Raw genomic sequence first — 17,181 nt, 5'->3', positions numbered from 1 at the left:
CCTTTCTCGTTTCTACAAAATCTCTTGTGTAAACTCTCTGCCCATGGCATATGTGATCGGGAAGCCGTGCGTTGACGTGATGGACCGGGCCTGCGTAGAGGAGTGCCCGGTTGACTGCATCTACGAAGGCGGGCGAGCCCTCTATATCCACCCGGATGAGTGTGTGGACTGTGGAGCTTGCGAGCCGGTCTGCCCCGTCGAGGCCATCTACTACGAAGATGACCTTCCGGATGAGCTTCAGCCTCACCAGGCCGACAATGCGGCGTTCTTCACCGACGCCCTGCCGGGTCGTGACGAAGCGCTCGGCTCACCGGGCGGTGCCGCCAAGGTCGGCCCGCTGGGGATCGATACCCCGTTGGTGGCCAGTTATCCTCCCCAGGGGGAGTGACCGACATCGCCAAGACGCCTGTGTCTGCTGGAGGACGTCGCCTTGACGTACTTCGGTTGGTACAGGCCGCGGACGAGCCGCTGAGCATCGCCCAGATCGCGGACGAGTTGGGGGTACACCCCAACACGGTGCGGTTTCACCTGGACACCCTGGTTGAGGAAGGTCGGGTCGAGCACACCGAACCCGACCACAAGGGGCGGGGTCGTCCGGCGCTGATGTTCCGGGCCATCCGGCAGATGGATCGGGGCGGAACCCGGAGGTTCCGGCTCCTCGCCGAGATTCTCGCCAACGGCCTGGCCGCCGACTCCGACCCCAGCGGCAAGGCACTGGCTGCGGGCAGGGCGTGGGGCCAGCGCCTGCGGCCGCTGGAGAACACGGCCAGATCGACGGATGCCGAGGACTCCACCGGCCACTTGCTGGAGATGCTCGACGAGTTGGGATTTGAATCCGAACGGCTTGCCGCCGGTTCCACGGGCGAAGACCAGCTCGGGTTGCGGCACTGTCCGTTTCTGGAGCTCGCCGAAACCTCCACTGACGTGGTCTGTCCGATCCACCTGGGACTCATGCAGGGAGCGTTGGAGGCCTGGGACTCGCCGGTTACCGTCGAACGACTCGACCCGTTTACCAGGCCTGATCTGTGCGTGGCGCACCTGAAACCGGTGAACCTCGACGCAGTGCCGCTCGGATTCTCGCCCCGGACCGTCGTGCATGCTGACGGGCCCATCGGGTGAGTGTCGCTCCATTCGCCCACTGAGCCGAAGGACTGTTGATGGAATCGATCTCTTTGACCACGTTGGCCGACGAGAAGCTCGCCGAGGCCAACCAACACCACAGTGGGCGCGCGGCCCACACCGTCTACGGCGGCTCGGTGCACCACCTGCGTCAGACACTGGTTGCGCTCCAGGCGGGCCAGTCGCTGGCCGAACACGACAGCCCTGGGGAGTCGACCCTGCAGGTGTTGCGCGGCCGGGTGCGGCTGACCGCCGGCGATGATGCCTGGGAGGGGGCGGCGGGGGACCTGGTCACCCTGCCGCGTACCCGCCACGCACTCGAGGCGCTGGAAGATTCTGCAGTGCTGCTGACCGTCGCCAAGAGCGCCTCGCACTGAACGTGCCGCTGCGCACCGCCTGGTCGCACGGAGCAGGCCTGCGGGTGCCCATCCTCAATGCGCCGATGGGCGGGGTGGCCGGGGGCCGGCTCGCCGCCGCCGTCACCGCTGCGGGCGGGCTGGGCATGGTCGGGATGGGGAGCACTGCCACAGCGGCATCGCTGGCTTCCGAACTGGCTGCACTCGGGACCGTAACCCGGTTTGGGATCGGCTTGGTGGACTGGGTGATTCGCGATCAGCCGGACCTGTTCGAGGCGGCGCTGGCCGCCCGTCCCACGATGCTTTCGGTCAGCTTCGGCACCGACCTGTCCTGGGTCGATCGCGCCCATGCAGCCGGAACACTCGCCGTCACTCAGGTCTATGACGCCGACACCGCCCGCCGCGCGCACGACGCCGGGGTGGACCTCCTGGTGGCGCGTGGAGCCGAGGGCGGTGGCCACGGTGAGATCCGGCTGGCCACGTTGCCACTGCTCGACGTGGTACTCGATGCAGTGCCGGGCCCGGTACTGGCCGCCGGTGGGATCGGATCGCCACGCAGCCTGGCGGCGGTGCTCGCCGCGGGCGCCGCCGGGGCCTGGCTGGGAACCTGCCTGTCGGCGTGCCCGGAGGCGTTGACCGGCGAGAGCTCCCGCCAAGCGCTGATCGAGGCGGCCGGCACAGACACGGTCACCACCCGGGTGTTCGACGTCGGGCAGCGACTGGATTGGCCGGAGAGGTTCCCGTCGCGGGTGTTGCGCAACGCGTTCACCGGCCGTTGGGCGGGCCACGAGGACGCTCTGGCCGCAGATCTGCGTGCCAGCGCGGAACTGGCCGCCGGGATCGCCGCGGGCGATCAGCGACTCGCTCCGGTCGATGCCGGTCAGGGCGTGGGCATGCTGATCGACAGCCGGCCGGCCGGGGTGCTCATCGAGGAGCTGTGCGCGGGGGCGCAGCGCCTATTGTCCCGCTGGGCCTAACCCGGTAGGGGTTCACACCGCCCGAAGATAGCGTTTGGCGATCACGCGCTGCGTCAGCCGCCCGACCGGGCCGCCCACCTTCGTCCACCAGGTTGCGGGCCGGGAGAACGCCCGGATGTGCGCGGACACCGTCTCATCGGCCGGGTCGTAGCGCACCGAGAACAGCTCCTCGCCGGATTCGGGATGTCCGGCCAGCGTGCCGTAAGCGAACCCACGCCGATCCGGTTCATTGATGACATAAACCACCCGGCAGGGTGCACGCAGGAGACCGAGCCGCACCAGCGCCACCGCGTCGACCTCGGCGATCTCGCTGTCGGCGTCGACCCGCACCCCAACCCCGGCACCGCGGTGCATACCCCAGCGCAGCACCGCGTCGGCGGCCTGTTCGAAACGTGCGCGGCCCCTGCCGATCGGCGCACTCAGTTCCAGATGGTGGTATCCGGCGGGCAGCGGTCCTGCAGTGGCGCCCACTTCGGCGTAGGTGAGCGGCAACTCGCGCAGCGTCCTCAGATCCACGGACCCACCTTGCCATCGCGGGCGTGCCGTTGGCCCGGTTATCGCGTGAACGTTAAATAGGGGGGTGAAGGACCCACATGCCGGCGGCGGGTTCAACCCGCCGGAGCCGACCGAGAAGGGCGGGCCGGACTACGGCCGGTTCCTGGAGACCATGCGCGCGTTGCAGGATCACGCGCGTGCCGTCGACGCCCCAGCCGAGGTGATCACCCGCGCCGCAGACGCCCTGCAAGAAGTCTGCGACATGCTGGCCCCGTTCGACGCCGACGAGTGGTCCTCGCCATCGGGTCGCCGGCTGGACCTTCCGATGCGCGGCAATCTGCTGCCGATTCCGATGAAGCTCAAGAAGGATGAAGACGGACGGCTGCGCGGCTGGGCCCGGTTCCGCCGGTTTCACCTGGGACGTAACGGTGCAGCGCACGGCGGGGCCATCGGGTTGCTGTTCGACTCGGTGCTGGGAACAGCCTCCTGGGTACTGACCGGCGGCCCCTATCAACGCACGGCGTACCTGCATCTCAACTATCGCCAGATCGTCCCGATCGACAAGGAGCTACAGGTCGAGGCGTGGGTCAGCAGGACCGAAGGCCGCAAGATCTTCGTCGAGACCAGGTTGTGTGACGGTGACACCGTGCTGACCGACGGTGAGGCGTTGTTTGTGGTGCTCAAACCCGGCCAGCCATGACCGCAGGCGGTCGTCAACGGGTGCCCGGATAGCATGGTCGCGGACGTTTCTAGCCCCTAGCACCCCCTTGGAGACCACGCCATGAGCGCGCCCGCCATCCCCGCCCCGGCCAGCCCGATCCGGGTTCCTGCCGGGACCACCGCGGCCGCGGCAGTACGCGCGGCGGGTCTACCCGATCGAGGTGCACCGGACGCCATAGTGGTGGTCCGTGACTCCGAGGGCCGGTTGCGGGACTTGAGCTGGACCCCAGAGGCCGACGTCGAGGTGACCCCGGTGGCCGCCGACACCGACGACGGACGCAGCGTCATCCGGCACTCCTGCGCTCATGTGCTGGCCCAGGCCGTTCAGGATCTTTTCCCCGACGCCAAACTCGGCATCGGTCCGCCTATCACCGATGGCTTCTATTACGACTTCTCCGTGCCCGAGGCGTTCACCCCCGAAGATCTGGTCAAGCTGGAGAAGCGGATGCGCGCCATCATCAAGGACGGGCAGTTGTTCTCCCGGCGCGTCTACGAGTCCAAGGATGCCGCCCGCGCCGAGCTCGCCGGCGAGCCCTTCAAGCTGGAGCTGGTGGACGACAAGTCCGGCGACAGCGAAATCATGGAAGTCGGCGGCGACGAACTCACCGCCTACGACAACTTGAACCCACGTACCCGGGAACGGGTTTGGGGCGATCTGTGCCGGGGCCCGCATATCCCGACCACTAGGTTCATCCCGGCGTTCAAGCTCACCCGTTCGTCGGCCGCCTACTGGCGGGGTGACCAGAACAACGCCAGCCTGCAGCGCGTCTACGGCACCGCCTGGGAATCGCAGGAGGCGCTGGACCGTCACCTCGAGCTGATCGAGGAGGCGCTGCGCCGCGATCACCGCAAGCTCGGCGTTGAGCTGGACCTGTTCAGCTTCCCCGACGAAATCGGTTCGGGTCTACCGGTTTTCCATCCCAAGGGCGGCATCATCCGTCGGGAGCTGGAGGAGTACTCGCGGCGCAAGCACATCGAAGCCGGCTACCAGTTCGTCAACACCCCGCATATCACCAAGTCCGAACTGTATGAGACCTCCGGGCACTTGGAGTGGTACCGCGAGGGCATGTACCCGGCGATGCACATCGACGCCGAATTCGACGAGACCGGCGCGCTGCGCAAGCCCGGCCAGGACTACTACCTCAAGCCGATGAACTGCCCGATGCACCACCTGATCTTCCGGTCGCGTGGGCGCTCATACCGGGAACTTCCCTTGCGGCTCTTCGAGTTCGGCAGCGTCTATCGCTATGAGCGGTCGGGTGTCGTGCACGGACTGACCCGGGTTCGCGGAATGACCCAGGACGACGCGCACATCTACTGCACCCGAGAGAGCATGCGCGACGAGTTGGCCTCGTTGCTGCGGTTCGTGCTCGATCTGCTCGCCGACTACGGCCTGGACGACTATTTCCTGGAACTGTCCACCAAGGACCCGGAGAAGTACGTCGGATCCGACGAGGTGTGGGAGGAGGCCACCGAGACGCTGCGCGAAGTCGCCGAGGCGTCCGGGTTGATCCTGGTGCCCGACCCGGGTGGTGCGGCCTTCTACGGACCGAAGATCTCCGTGCAGGTCAAGGATGCGCTGGGCCGCAGCTGGCAGATGTCGACCATTCAGCTCGACTTCAATATGCCCGACCGTTTTGAGCTGGAATACACCGCTTCCGACGGGACCCGCCAGCGGCCGGTGCTCATCCACCGAGCGCTGTTCGGTTCCATCGAGCGTTTCTTCGGCGTGTTGACCGAGCACTACGCCGGCGCCTTCCCGGCCTGGTTGTCTCCGATCCAAGTGGTCGGCATCCCGGTCGCCGACGCCCATGTCGCCTACCTGGACCACCTGGCCGCGCAGTTGCGCCGCCAGGGGGTGCGGGTCGAGGTGGATGCCAGCGACGACCGCATGCCCAAGAAGATCGTCAACCACACCAACCAGAAGGTCCCGTTCATGCTGCTCGCCGGCGACCGCGACGTCGAAGCCGGCGCAGTCAGCTTCCGCTTCGCCGATCGCACCCAGATCAATGGCGTGCCGCGCGATGAGGCGGTGGCGGCCATCGCCGGCTGGATCGCCGCACGGACCAACACGGTGCCGACGGCAGAGTCGCTCCAAGCAAGCCTCACGGGAGGCGCGGCGCAGTGAGCGGGGACCGGGCGGGCGAGGAGCAGGCGGCCATGATCGACACCGGCGCCGGTGAACCCGACCGGTTGGAGCGACTGTGGACGCCCTACCGGATGACGTATCTGGCCGAGGCGCCCCTCAAGCGTTCGGACTCCGGGTCGGCACGCTCCACCCAACCGTTCACCGACATCCCCACGATGTCCGACGAGGACGGTCTCGTGGTGGCCCGCGGTGAGCACGTCTACGCCGTGCTCAACCTGTACCCGTATAACCCCGGTCACCTGATGGTGGTGCCCTACCGGCGTTTTTCGGAGTTCGAAGACCTCACCGAGGGTGAGGGCGCTGAACTGATGGCGTTCATCCAGAAGGCGATTCGCGTCATCAAGGCGGTGTCGCGTCCGCACGGGTTCAACGTCGGGATGAATCTCGGCGAGTCAGCCGGGGGATCGCTGGCCGAGCACCTACATGTCCACGTTGTGCCGCGCTGGGGCGGCGACGCGAATTTCATCACCATCGTCGGCGGTTCCAAGGTGATCCCGCAGCTGCTGCGCGACACTCGCCGGCTGCTCGCCGACGAGTGGGCTCGACAGCAATGAGCAGGCTTCCGTTTCTGTCGCGGGCGACGTTCGCCGGGATCACCACGCCGGTGGCGCGATTCCTGCTGCGCGCTGGGCTCACCGCCGACATCGTCACGATGGTGGGCACCGCCGGCGCGGTCTTGGCGGCGCTGACCCTGTTCCCGACCGGACAGCTGTTCGCCGGCACTCTGATCGTCTGGTTTTTCGTGCACTTCGACATGGTCGACGGGGCGATGGCCCGACTCAGTGGCGGCGGCAGCGCGTTCGGCGCCGTTCTGGACGCCACCTGCGATCGGATCAGTGACGGCGCGGTGTTCTGCGGGCTGGCCTGGTGGGCGGCGTTCGGACTGGACAGCCCCCCACTGGTGGTGGCGACCTTGATCTGTCTGGTCACCTCGCAGGTGATCTCCTACATCAAGGCCCGAGCCGAGGCCAGTGGCCTGCGCGGGGACGGCGGCTACATCGAACGTCCCGAGCGGTTGATCATCGTGTTGGTGGGTGCCGGTCTGTCCGGTCTGCCGGTGTTCCCGCTGCCGTGGGCACTGCCCGTGGCGATGTGGCTGCTGGCCGTGGCGAGTCTGATCACCTGCGCCCAGCGACTGCACACCGTGCGGACGTCGCCGGGTGCAGTGCAGCCGTTGCCGCGGGCGACCGAGGGCGAGGAGACCGGGGGACTGTGACCTTCATCCCGAGCGCCCTGCGCCTTCCGGGGCTCAGTCAGCTAGACGAGTGGGCCACCGACGCCGGATACGCGGCGGGCTGGATGCTGGTGCGTGCGATGCCGGAGTTCTTCGCGCGTGGTGCCTTCGACGCCGGCGCCTTGTTCGCGGCTCGTAGTGGCGGCCCAGAGCAGCTGCGCAAAAACTTGGCCCGCGTGGTGGGGGTGGCGCCGCACGAGGTACCGCCAGAGTTGATGCGGGCATCGTTGGCGTCCTACGCCCGGTATTGGCGAGAAGCCTTCCGACTGCCGACGATGGACCACGCGGCGCTGGCGAAGCAATTGCACGAGTCGGTGCGGGGACGCGACAACGTCATTGCGGGGCTGGAGGCCGGTCGTGGCGTGGTGCTGGCGTTGCCGCACAGCGGCAACTGGGACATGGCCGGGGTCTGGATGGCCCAGACCCACGGCGGCTTCACCACCGTCGCCGAGCGCCTCAAACCCGAGTCGCTTTACCGGCGGTTCCTCGCGTTCCGGGAGAGCCTGGGTTTCGAGGTGGTGCCCTCCTCCGGTGGCAGTCGACCGCCATTCGAGATCCTCGTCGAGAGGCTGTCCAACAACGGCCTGGTATGTCTGATGGCCGACCGCGATCTGAGCCGCAACGGGGTGGCGGTCGACTTCTTCGGTGAGCCCACCCGGATGCCGGCCGGTCCGGCCAAACTCGCCATTGCCACCGGAGCGGCACTGCTCCCGGCATTCTGCTGGTTCGACGGCGCGGGCTGGGGCGTCGACCTCGGCGCTCCACTGGACTGCAGCAGTGGGGACGTCGGCGTGATCACCCAGGCGCTGGCCGACAAGTTCGCGAAGAGTATCGCGGCGTACCCGCAGGACTGGCACATGATGCAGCCGCAGTGGATCGCCGACCTTCCCGAATCGCGACAGGCGCGCTTGGGGGAGACCTGATGCGCATCGGCATGGTCTGCCCCTACTCGTTCGATGTACCGGGAGGGGTGCAGGCCCACGTGCTGCAGCTGGCGGAGGTGCTGCGCGAGCGAGGACATCAGGTCAGCGTGCTGGCGCCGGCGTCGCCGGATGTGAAGCTGCCCGACTACGTGGTGTCGGCAGGTAAGTCCGTCGCGATTCCCTACAACGGCTCGGTTGCCCGGCTGCAATTCAGCCCGGCAGCGCACCGCAAGGTCAAACGGTGGGTCATGGAGGGGGACTTCGACGTCCTGCACCTGCATGAGCCGAACGCCCCCAGCTTGTCGATGCTGGCGCTGAATGTGGCCGAGGGCCCGATCGTGGCAACGTTTCACACTTCAACCACCAAATCATTGACGCTGAGCGTGGTCCAGAGCTTGTTGCGGCCCATGCACGAGAAGATCATCGGCCGTATCGCCGTTTCGGACCTGGCCCGGCGCTGGCAGATGGAGGCCCTGGGATCCGACGCGGTGGAGATCCCCAACGGAGTCGACGTCGCCGCGTTCGCCACCGCGCAGCCCCTGCCGGGGTATCCGCGCACGGGCCGAACAGTGCTTTTTCTGGGCCGCTACGACGAATCCCGCAAGGGGATGGCGGTGCTCATGGGGGCGCTTCCGGCGCTCGTCGCAAGGCACAGCGACGTTGAGGTGCTGATCGTCGGCCGAGGGGATGAAGACGAACTACGCAGCAGCGCAGGAGAATTAGCGAACCACCTCCGCTTTCTCGGGCAGGTCGACGATGCCGAGAAGGCCTCGGCACTGCGCAGCGCCGATGTGTACTGCGCGCCCAACACCGGCGGAGAGAGTTTCGGCATCGTGCTGGCCGAGGCGATGGCCGCCGGCACCGCGGTGGTCGCCAGCGACTTGGACGCCTTCCGCCGGGTGCTCAACGATGGGGTAGCCGGTCGACTGGTACCGGTCGGTGACCACGCCGCGCTGGCAGCCGCCCTGATCGACCTGCTCGACGATGACGCCCTGCGGGCGTCCTACGTGGCAGCCGGTTCCGAGGCGGTACGCCGGTTCGACTGGCCTGTGGTGGCAGACCAGATCATCCGGGTCTACGAGACCGTGGCCGGCGTCGGCAGCAAGGTGACGGTGGGCGACTGATGGAGATGACCATCATGGCGACCGTCGTTGTGCTGATCGGGGTGGCGGTGCTGGCGGCCGCGGGGGCCTGGGCCTACCAAACCGCCAATCGGCTCAACCGGCTGCATGTGCGCTGTGACCTGTCCTGGCAGGCGTTGGACGGGGCGTTGGCCCGCCGAGCGGTGGTGGCCCGGGCCGTTGCGATCGACGCCTACGGGGATGCGGCGGCCGGTCGGCGACTCGCGAGCCTGGCCGACGCGGCCGAACGAGCGCCGCGCGACGCGCGGGAGGCCGCCGAGAACGCGCTGTCGGCTGAACTGGCACTGGTCGATCCCGGCGCGCTGCCACACGTGATGGTCGCCGAGCTTGCCGATGCCGAAGCCCGGGTGCTGCTGGCACGCCGGTTCCACAACGACGCGGTCCGTGACACCGTGGCACTGCGAGAGCGTCCGCTGGTTCGAGCCCTGCACCTGGGTGGAACCGCGCCGATGCCCACATATTTCGAGATCGTCGAGCGCGCGGGCATGATCGCACGCGATGAGCGGTGAGCGTGGCGTCGCCGCCCCCCGCGTATCGGCGCGGGTAGTACTGCTCGACCAGGCCGGATGCGTGCTGCTGTTGCGTGGTCGCGATCCGGCACTGCCCGATGAGCCATCAGATCCGGCTCCACGCTGGTGGTTCACCGTCGGCGGACAGGTCCAGCCGAAGGAGTCGCTCGCCGCTGCGGCGGCCCGGGAGTTGGCGGAGGAGACCGGTCTGCGCGTGGGCGGCGAAGAGCTCGTCGGGCCGATCTGGCGCCGCGACGCGGTGTTCCAATTCAACGGTGAGCGCCTAAAAAGCCAGGAGTTCTTCTTCACCCACCGCACCGAACGGTTCGAGCTGTCTGATCGCGGGCGGACCGGCCTGGAACATCGCTACCTGCAGGGCCATCGCTGGTGTGATGCGGCAGCGATCGAGGCGTTGGCTGCCGCCGGGGAGAAGGTCTACCCGGTACAGCTGGGCCAGCGGCTCGCCGAAGCCGCGCGCTCGGCCGACCGCGGGCCCGGAAGCGATGTGTTTCTTCGCCGGATTTCCTGACCGCGGCGGCCTAGGCTGAACGAAGTATTTGGCGAATCATCCGCGCTACCAAGGGAGCCCCTATGCCCTCACATCGCGCTGTTCAGGTGGCTGCTGTCGATGCGCCGCTGACGCTGGTCGACGTCGACACCCCCCGGCCGGGGCCGGGCCAGGTCCGTATCGCGGTGGCCGCCTGCGGCGTCTGCGGCACCGATCACGCCTTCGTTCAAGGTGGCTTTCCGGGAATGACGTGGCCGGTGACGCTGGGACACGAAATCGCCGGCACGATAGCCGAGTTGGGCTCAGGAGTTACGGACTGGCGGCTGGGTGAACGCGTCGCGGTGGGCTGGTTCGGTGGCAACTGCAACCATTGCATCCCCTGCCGCAAGGGCGATTTCATCCACTGCGTCAACGCTGAGGTGCCCAGCTTGCACTACCCGGGCGGATACGCCGAATCGGTCACGGTTCCAGCCAACGCTCTGGCCCGAATCCCCGACGAATTGTCCTTCGTTGAGGCCGCACCCATGGGCTGCGCCGGGGTCACCACCTACCACGCGCTGCGTTCCACCAAGGCCCGACCGGGGGACCGGGTCGCGGTGCTCGGCCTGGGCGGCTTGGGTCACCTGGGTGTGCAGTTCGCCCGGGCCATGGGCTTCGAGACCATCTCGATCGCCCGCGGGGCCGCCAAAGAGGCCGATGCTCGCGCGCTCGGCGCTCACCACTACATCGACTCGACCACCACGGATGTCGCTCGCGCGATGGCCGCGCTCGGGGGAGCATCGGTGGTGCTGGCCACCGCGGCCAATTCGCGGGCCATGGCTGACACCCTCGACGGACTGTCGCCGCGGGGCGAGCTGGTGATCATCGGTGTCACCGCCGAACCACTGCCGATCACCCCGATGCAGTTGATCAGCCCCGGGCTCAGTGTCACCGGCCATCCCTCGGGCACCGCCCGCGATATCGAGGAGACCATGCGCTTTGCGGTGTTGTCCGGAGTTCGGGCGCGCATCGAAGAACGACCGTTGGCCGAGGCCGCCCAGGCGTATGCCGCCATGGTGGAGGGCCGGGCGCACTACCGCATGGTTCTGACGATGTGAACTTCGGTCGACGACCCTGAGCTGGCCCGTAGCCGGGTGAGGCCCGTTGTGTCGGCCTCACCGAGGGTCGGCCGGTATCCGGTGGACCCCTACTTGACCCCGCAGGGGCAACGAGCCGGAAAACGGCTGGCGGCGGCCCACTACACTGATCGGGTATCAGTGGCCAGCAAGGAGAAGCATTCAGTGGACAGCGCGGCGCAGAACGGTTCGGCACCCGATGGACAAACGGGTACTGCGCGAGTAAAGCGCGGCATGGCCGAGATGCTCAAGGGTGGCGTCATCATGGACGTCGTCACCCCGGATCAGGCCCGCATCGCTGAGGCGGCCGGAGCCGTCGCGGTGATGGCCCTGGAGCGGGTACCCGCCGACATTCGTGCCCAGGGCGGGGTCTCGCGGATGAGTGACCCGGACATGATCGAGGGGATCATCGCCGCGGTCACCATCCCGGTGATGGCCAAGGTGCGTATCGGACATTTCGTCGAGGCGCAGATTCTGCAGAGCCTCGGGGTGGACTACATCGACGAGTCCGAGGTGCTCACCCCGGCCGACTACACCCACCACATCGACAAGTGGCGCTACACCGTGCCGTTCGTGTGCGGGGCCACCAACTTGGGCGAGGCGTTGCGCCGGATCACCGAGGGCGCGGCCATGATCCGTTCCAAGGGCGAGGCCGGCACCGGCGACGTCTCCAACGCCACCACGCACATGCGGTCCATCGGTGGCGAGATCCGTCGGCTCACATCGCTGTCCGAGGACGAATTGTTCGTTGCCGCAAAGGAACTCCAGGCGCCCTACGAGCTGGTAGCCGAGGTTGCGAGGGCCGGAAAGCTGCCGGTGACGCTGTTCACCGCGGGTGGTATCGCTACCCCCGCGGACGCGGCGATGATGATGCAGCTCGGTGCAGAGGGCGTGTTCGTCGGCTCCGGCATCTTCAAGTCCGGTGACCCCGCCGCGCGTGCAGCGGCCATCGTCAAGGCCACCACTTTCTACGACGACCCGGACGTGCTGGCCCGCGTCTCGCGCGGCCTCGGCGAGGCAATGGTCGGCATCAATGTGGAGGACATCGCTGCGCCGCACCGGCTCGCAGAACGCGGCTGGTAGCCCACTCGTGGCGATCGAAGAGATCCTTGACCTCGAGCAACTTGAGGTCAACATCTACCGCGGGAGCGTGTTCAGCCCGAACTCCGCGGAGACCCAGCGCACCTTCGGGGGCCACGTCGCCGGTCAGGCGCTGGTATCGGCGGTTCGCACCGTGGATCCGCGTTACCGAGTCCACTCGCTGCACGGATACTTCCTGCGTCCCGGGGATGCCAGGGCCCCCACCGTGTTTCTGGTGGAGCGAGTGCGTGACGGTGGTTCGTTCTGCACCCGGCGGGTCAACGCCGTCCAGCACGGCGAGACCATCTTCAATATGTCGGCCTCGTTCCAGACCGAGCAGCGGGGCATCGAGCACCAGGATGTGATGTCCGGTGCGCCCGAGCCGGGGGATCTTCCGGACATCAGCGCGATGAAGGCCTTCGATGACGAGGGCCTGAAGGCCTTCGCCGAGTGGGATCTGCGCCGGGTTCCGCGGGAGCAGCTGCCGCACAGGACCGGCAAGGTCGCCGAGCAGCAGGTCTGGTTCCGCCACCGCGACCCGCTGCCCGACGATCCGGTGCTGCATATCTGCGCTCTGGCCTACATGAGTGACTTGACCCTGCTGGGCACCTCGTGGGCCATTCACCCGGAGATGCGCGATCACCTTCAGGTGGCGTCACTGGATCATGCCATGTGGTTTCTGCGGCCGTTCCGAGCCGACGAATGGTTGCTCTACGACCAGTCCTCGCCGTCGGCGGGGGCGGGGCGGGCATTGACCCAGGGCAAGATCTACAACCGATCCGGGGACATGGTGGCCGCCGTCATGCAGGAGGGGCTGACCCGCTTCCCGTCCGGACATCAGCCGACCGCCCAGTGAGCGGACCCCAGATCGGTGTGCTCGCCCTACAGGGCGACGTTCGTGAACACCTGGCCGCACTGAGTGCCGTCGGCGCCGACCCGGTGCCCGTACGCCGCCGCGCAGAACTGGATGCCGTAGACGCGCTGCTGATCCCCGGTGGGGAGTCGACCACGATCAGTCTTCTCCTGCGTGAGCTGGAGCTGACCGAACCGCTGCGGAATCGGCTGGCCGACGGGATGCCGGCCTACGGATCGTGTGCGGGGATGATCCTGCTGGCCAGCGAGATCCTGGATGCCGGTGCGCAGGGACGTGCGGCGACCCCGCTGTGCGGAATCGATATGGCCGTGCGGCGCAACGCCTTCGGGCGCCAAGTTGATTCCTTCGAAGGAGACGTCGACTTCGAAGGCCTGGAAGGGCCGGTGCACGCGGTGTTCATCCGCGCGCCCTGGGTGGAACGCATCGGTCCCAGCGTGCAGGTGCTGGCGCAGGCCGCCGGGCATCCGGTGGCCGTGCGTCAGGGTGGCGTATTGGCCACCTCATTTCATCCTGAGGTGACCGGCGATCGCCGGATCCACCGGCTCTTCGTCGACATCGTCGCGGGGCAGGCCTGACCGACGCGGCCACCGATCCGGCGACCAGGAATACCGCCGCCGGCGCCGGCGAGGCATGATGGCGGCATGGCAGATCTCGCGCGAGGTGGATTTCGCCGCGCAGTAAAACTGGCGAGCCTCCCGGCCGGAGTCGCGGGCCGCGCAGCGCTGGGCGTAGGTAAACGGATGACCGGCAAGTCCAAGGACGAGGTCAGTGCCGAGCTCCTGGAGAAGGCCGCCGACGAGATGTTCAAGGTGCTCGGCGAGCTCAAGGGCGGCGCGATGAAGGTCGGGCAGGCCCTCTCGGTGATGGAGGCGGCGATCCCTCCGCAGTTCGCCGAACCTTTCCGCGAGGCCCTGGTCAAGCTGCAGAGTGAGGCCCCACCCTTGCCTGCCGCCAAAGTGCACCGGGTGCTCGATGCCCAGCTCGGCACCAAGTGGCGCGAGCGCTTCGCGTCCTTCGACGACACACCCGCCGCATCGGCGAGCATCGGACAGGTGCACCGGGCTGTCTGGAAGGACGGTCGGGACGTCGCGGTGAAGATTCAATATCCCGGCGCCGACGAGGCGCTGCGCGCCGACCTCAAACTGATTCAGCGATTCAACTGGATAGCCAAGCAAGTCGTGCCCGGTGCTGATGTGGACCGGCTCGTCTCGGAGATCAACGACACCCTGGAAGCCGAACTGGAATACCGCCAGGAGGCCGACAACCAGCGGGCGTTCGCCAAGGCCTACGCAGATGATCCCAAGTTCTTCGTTCCGGCGGTGATCGCCAGCGCACCCAAGGTGATCGTCTCGGAGTGGATCGAAGGACGGCGACTCTCCGCCATCATCAGCAGCGGCACTAAACAGGAGCGAGACTCCGCGTGCGCGTTGCTGCTGGAGTTCACCTTGAGCTCACCGGCGCGGGTCGGGCTGGTGCACGCCGACCCGCACCCGGGCAACTTCATGCTGTTGCCGGACGGCCGGCTGGGCGTCATCGACTTCGGTGCGGTGGCCGAACATCCCGGCGGCATCCCCTCCGGCTTCGCCGAACTGTTGTGCTGGGCGCGTGATGAGCAGTGGGACGAGTCGATCCGTCTGCTCAAGCAGCTCGGATTCATGCCGGCCGACTACGAGCTGAGTGCCGAGCAGCTGGTCGAGTACATCCAGCCGCTGTGGCCCTACATCGATCCGCTGCGGTCGGGCGAGTTCCACTTCACCCGCAAGTGGTTCCAGAAGTCTGCGCTGGTCACCACCGATCCGTTGGCCGAAGGCTTCGGCGACCGATTCCGGATGGCGCGTCAGATGACACTCCCGGCTGGTTACGTCATGTTGCTGCGCACACTGGGCGGCCTGTTGGGGGTCGCGGTTCAGCTGGACGCGCACGTCGACTATGCCGCGCTGATCGAGCGATGGGCACCCGGCTTCTTCCCGCCGGGGCAGCCCCCGGCGCGCTGACCGAGCTGACACGTAGACTCGTCGCGCAAAGTTCTGACGCAACAGTGAGGTAGGCAATCGCATGAGCGGCCATTCCAAGTGGGCTACCACCAAGCACAAGAAGGCCGTCATTGACGCGCGTCGCGGGAAGAACTTTGCGCGGTTGATCAAGAACATCGAAGTCGCCGCGCGCGTTGGTGGTGGGGATCCGTCGGGTAATCCGACGTTGTATGACGCGATTCAGAAGGCGAAGAAGAGTTCGGTCCCCAACGACAACATCGAGCGGGCGCGAAAGCGTGGTGCTGGTGAAGAGGCTGGTGGGGCCGACTATCAGACCATCACCTATGAGGGCTATGGGCCTAACGGCGTCGCGGTCCTGATCGAGTGTCTGACCGACAACCGTAACCGCGCGGCCAGTGAGGTGCGGGTGGCGATGACCCGTAACGGCGGGGCGATGGCTGACCCGGGGTCGGTGGCCTACTTGTTCAGCCGTAAGGGGACGGTCACTTTGGACAAGAACGGTCTGACCGAGGATGACGTCTTGGTGGCGGTTTTGGATGCCGGCGCTGAGGACGTGAATGACCTGGGCGAAAGCTTCGAGGTGATTTCGGAGCCGGGTGACCTGGTGGCGGTGCGCTCGGCGCTGGTGGATGCGGGTATCGACTACGACTCGGCGGAGGCCAGTTTCGTGGCGTCGGTGAGTGTGGCCGTTGACGTCGAGGGTGCCCGCAAGGTGATCAAGCTGGTCGAGGCTCTTGAAGACAACGATGACGTTCAGAACGTGTGGACCAATGTCGATCTGTCCGACGAGGTCCTGGCCGCCTTGGAAGCCGAATAACCGGTATCGGCGGCCCGTCCTTTAGTTCACCGGGAATGCAATCTGGTAGAGCTCTGCTGGATCGGTTCGGAGCATGCGCGCAATCTCAGTGTTGATGATGTGCTGAAGTTCATCGGCCGGGATGTCCTCGGTGCCGGTGGCCGCGCGCACGAGTGGTTCGAAAAGCTGCCAACCCAGTTGTAGTGCAATGACATTCGCGGCGGAGAGTCGTCCGGTGCGCTCATCTTCGTTGCTGCACAGTGCATGGCTGATGAGATTTGCTGCGATCGGAAATCGGTCCTGCAGGCGGCCGACCGCAAACCCGTCGAGGGTGGCCCGGGCCACCACGCGCAGCTGCAGCTCCGTCTTGGCGGCGATCACGGCCACTGGAGCACCGGCCTGCGCGGCAGCGGAAACGTCATCGGCGAGATGATTCAAGACCGCTTTGACCAGCTGATCCTTCGTGCCAAGGTAGCGGAAAACCAGGCCGTGGTTGACTCCCGACCTGGTGCCGATATCACGGATCGAGGTGGCCGCCGGTCCACGCTCGGCGAACAACTCGGCCGCGTGTGTCAGCACCGCGGCGATGGTCTCCTCGCGTGCCGACGATGTGCTCTCGTCGGTCTGGGCATCTGTTGCCCTCTTGTCAGCCACATGACTACGCTAGCCGTACCGCATCGGTGTAGTCGTTTGACTAACCTGGCGCGTCGTTACGGGCGCGGCAGGGGCGACACCGATCCGCCAACTCATGGAGGTCCCTATGGTGTCTCCGAGGCCTACCGTCGGACAGGTCGCCCGGAGCCGGTCGGAGTTGTGGTGCCGACGGCTGGACGGGAGCGGGCGATGTTATTGTTTCCGCTCCTCGTGACGTCACGGGATCATGACACCGGCACCGCCGCCATGCAGACGTCCGTGCCCGGATTGTCGGATTGACGATCTTGAACTGATCGCGCGCCACAATTGATCTCCCCGTGGTCCCAGTGCGTGAGTTCCGGCTCAATCTGCCCCGATGCGCTTTCCGCATCCGCGGATTGCGGCTCCACCTCATCTGATTCAGTCATCAGAGGGGTTCGCTCAATATCGAGCTCTATGGCCGCATATGCGTTGCTGTGCAATGCGAGTGAGGCCACTCGCTCACTTTTCTGCTCTCCCCATGCCTGAGAACCAACACGCGTGACGCGTTGAATCTT

The 17,181-nt window shown here is 66.8% G+C and carries 19 protein-coding genes and 1 pseudogene; 17 read left to right on the top strand and 3 right to left on the bottom strand.

The features are described from left to right. The first annotated feature begins 43 nt into the window (after positions 1-43). The 4 genes from fdxA to G6N09_RS00510 all read left to right on the top strand — a co-directional run bounded on the left by fdxA (position 44) and on the right by G6N09_RS00510 (position 2,452). On the top strand, positions 44-388 hold the full coding sequence (gene fdxA / locus G6N09_RS00525; RefSeq protein ID WP_083027652.1) for a ferredoxin: 345 nt from the start codon (positions 44-46) through the stop codon (positions 386-388). Next, positions 385-1,119 carry a helix-turn-helix transcriptional regulator gene (locus G6N09_RS00520; protein WP_083027651.1) on the top strand — a complete coding sequence of 245 codons (735 nt, stop codon included), beginning with the start codon at positions 385-387 and terminating at the stop codon, positions 1,117-1,119. The genes fdxA and G6N09_RS00520 overlap by 4 nt, the downstream gene beginning before the upstream one ends. Before the next feature lie 38 nt (positions 1,120-1,157). Further along, the gene (locus tag G6N09_RS00515; RefSeq protein WP_083027650.1) at positions 1,158-1,496 is read left to right on the top strand and encodes a cupin domain-containing protein; all 339 of its coding nucleotides are present in this window, start codon (positions 1,158-1,160) and stop codon (positions 1,494-1,496) included. 65 nt (positions 1,497-1,561) lie between these two features. Continuing rightward, positions 1,562-2,452 carry an NAD(P)H-dependent flavin oxidoreductase gene (locus G6N09_RS00510; protein ID WP_083027677.1) on the top strand — a complete coding sequence of 297 codons (891 nt, stop codon included), beginning with the start codon at positions 1,562-1,564 and terminating at the stop codon, positions 2,450-2,452. A gap of 12 nt (positions 2,453-2,464) precedes the next feature. On the opposite strand, the gene G6N09_RS00505 is transcribed toward G6N09_RS00510, so the two are convergent. Further along, positions 2,465-2,968, bottom strand: coding sequence for a DUF1990 domain-containing protein (locus G6N09_RS00505; protein WP_083027649.1), 504 nt, complete (start codon positions 2,966-2,968; stop codon positions 2,465-2,467). 64 nt (positions 2,969-3,032) lie between these two features. Between G6N09_RS00505 and G6N09_RS00500 the strand changes: the two genes are divergently transcribed. From G6N09_RS00500 to G6N09_RS00440, 13 genes and pseudogenes are all read left to right on the top strand, one after another. Further along, positions 3,033-3,647 carry a PaaI family thioesterase gene (locus tag G6N09_RS00500; RefSeq protein ID WP_083027648.1) on the top strand — a complete coding sequence of 205 codons (615 nt, stop codon included), beginning with the start codon at positions 3,033-3,035 and terminating at the stop codon, positions 3,645-3,647. Positions 3,648-3,728: 81 nt separating this feature from the next. Next, on the top strand, positions 3,729-5,795 hold the full coding sequence (gene thrS / locus G6N09_RS00495; protein ID WP_083027647.1) for a threonine--tRNA ligase: 2,067 nt from the start codon (positions 3,729-3,731) through the stop codon (positions 5,793-5,795). A gap of 32 nt (positions 5,796-5,827) precedes the next feature. Continuing rightward, positions 5,828-6,370, top strand: coding sequence for an ATP adenylyltransferase (locus G6N09_RS00490; RefSeq protein WP_083027676.1), 543 nt, complete (start codon positions 5,828-5,830; stop codon positions 6,368-6,370). After that, positions 6,367-7,032 (top strand): phosphatidylinositol phosphate synthase, encoded by a 666-nt coding sequence (pgsA, locus tag G6N09_RS00485; protein ID WP_083027646.1) that lies wholly within the window; start codon positions 6,367-6,369, stop codon positions 7,030-7,032. The genes G6N09_RS00490 and pgsA overlap by 4 nt, the downstream gene beginning before the upstream one ends. A gap of 5 nt (positions 7,033-7,037) precedes the next feature. Continuing rightward, a complete protein-coding gene (locus G6N09_RS00480) occupies positions 7,038-7,973 on the top strand; it encodes a phosphatidylinositol mannoside acyltransferase (protein ID WP_407662704.1) in 936 nt (311 codons plus the stop codon). Then, positions 7,973-9,097, top strand: a complete 1,125-nt coding sequence (locus G6N09_RS00475; RefSeq protein WP_083027644.1) for a glycosyltransferase family 4 protein — start codon at positions 7,973-7,975, stop codon at positions 9,095-9,097. The genes G6N09_RS00480 and G6N09_RS00475 overlap by 1 nt, the downstream gene beginning before the upstream one ends. Then, positions 9,097-10,153 (top strand): annotated as a pseudogene (locus tag G6N09_RS00470) (NUDIX hydrolase). Before G6N09_RS00475 ends, G6N09_RS00470 begins: the two are co-directional and overlap by 1 nt. Positions 10,154-10,215: 62 nt before the next feature. Next, positions 10,216-11,229 (top strand): alcohol dehydrogenase catalytic domain-containing protein, encoded by a 1,014-nt coding sequence (locus G6N09_RS00465; RefSeq protein WP_083027643.1) that lies wholly within the window; start codon positions 10,216-10,218, stop codon positions 11,227-11,229. Between the two features lie 183 nt (positions 11,230-11,412). Beyond that, positions 11,413-12,330 (top strand): pyridoxal 5'-phosphate synthase lyase subunit PdxS, encoded by a 918-nt coding sequence (gene pdxS / locus G6N09_RS00460; protein WP_083027675.1) that lies wholly within the window; start codon positions 11,413-11,415, stop codon positions 12,328-12,330. Between the two features lie 7 nt (positions 12,331-12,337). Continuing rightward, positions 12,338-13,183 (top strand): acyl-CoA thioesterase II, encoded by an 846-nt coding sequence (gene tesB, locus G6N09_RS00455; RefSeq protein ID WP_083027642.1) that lies wholly within the window; start codon positions 12,338-12,340, stop codon positions 13,181-13,183. Next, positions 13,180-13,776, top strand: coding sequence for a pyridoxal 5'-phosphate synthase glutaminase subunit PdxT (pdxT, locus tag G6N09_RS00450; protein WP_083027641.1), 597 nt, complete (start codon positions 13,180-13,182; stop codon positions 13,774-13,776). The genes tesB and pdxT overlap by 4 nt, the downstream gene beginning before the upstream one ends. A gap of 66 nt (positions 13,777-13,842) precedes the next feature. Then, positions 13,843-15,195 (top strand): ABC1 kinase family protein, encoded by a 1,353-nt coding sequence (locus G6N09_RS00445; protein ID WP_083027640.1) that lies wholly within the window; start codon positions 13,843-13,845, stop codon positions 15,193-15,195. Between the two features lie 61 nt (positions 15,196-15,256). Then, entirely contained in the window at positions 15,257-16,012 is a 756-nt protein-coding gene (locus G6N09_RS00440) for a YebC/PmpR family DNA-binding transcriptional regulator (protein WP_083027639.1), read from the top strand. Positions 16,013-16,033: 21 nt separating this feature from the next. On the opposite strand, the gene G6N09_RS00435 is transcribed toward G6N09_RS00440, so the two are convergent. Then, positions 16,034-16,645, bottom strand: a complete 612-nt coding sequence (locus tag G6N09_RS00435) for a TetR/AcrR family transcriptional regulator (protein ID WP_197745887.1) — start codon at positions 16,643-16,645, stop codon at positions 16,034-16,036. 224 nt (positions 16,646-16,869) lie between these two features. Further along, positions 16,870-17,121, bottom strand: coding sequence for a hypothetical protein (locus G6N09_RS00430; protein ID WP_133053105.1), 252 nt, complete (start codon positions 17,119-17,121; stop codon positions 16,870-16,872). Between the last annotated feature and the right edge of the window lie 60 nt (positions 17,122-17,181).

Source organism: Mycolicibacter minnesotensis (genome assembly GCF_010731755.1).
In the GTDB taxonomy this organism is placed as follows: Bacteria; Actinomycetota; Actinomycetes; order Mycobacteriales; family Mycobacteriaceae; genus Mycobacterium; species Mycobacterium minnesotense.
This window is presented reverse-complemented; position numbering and strand designations above follow the sequence as displayed.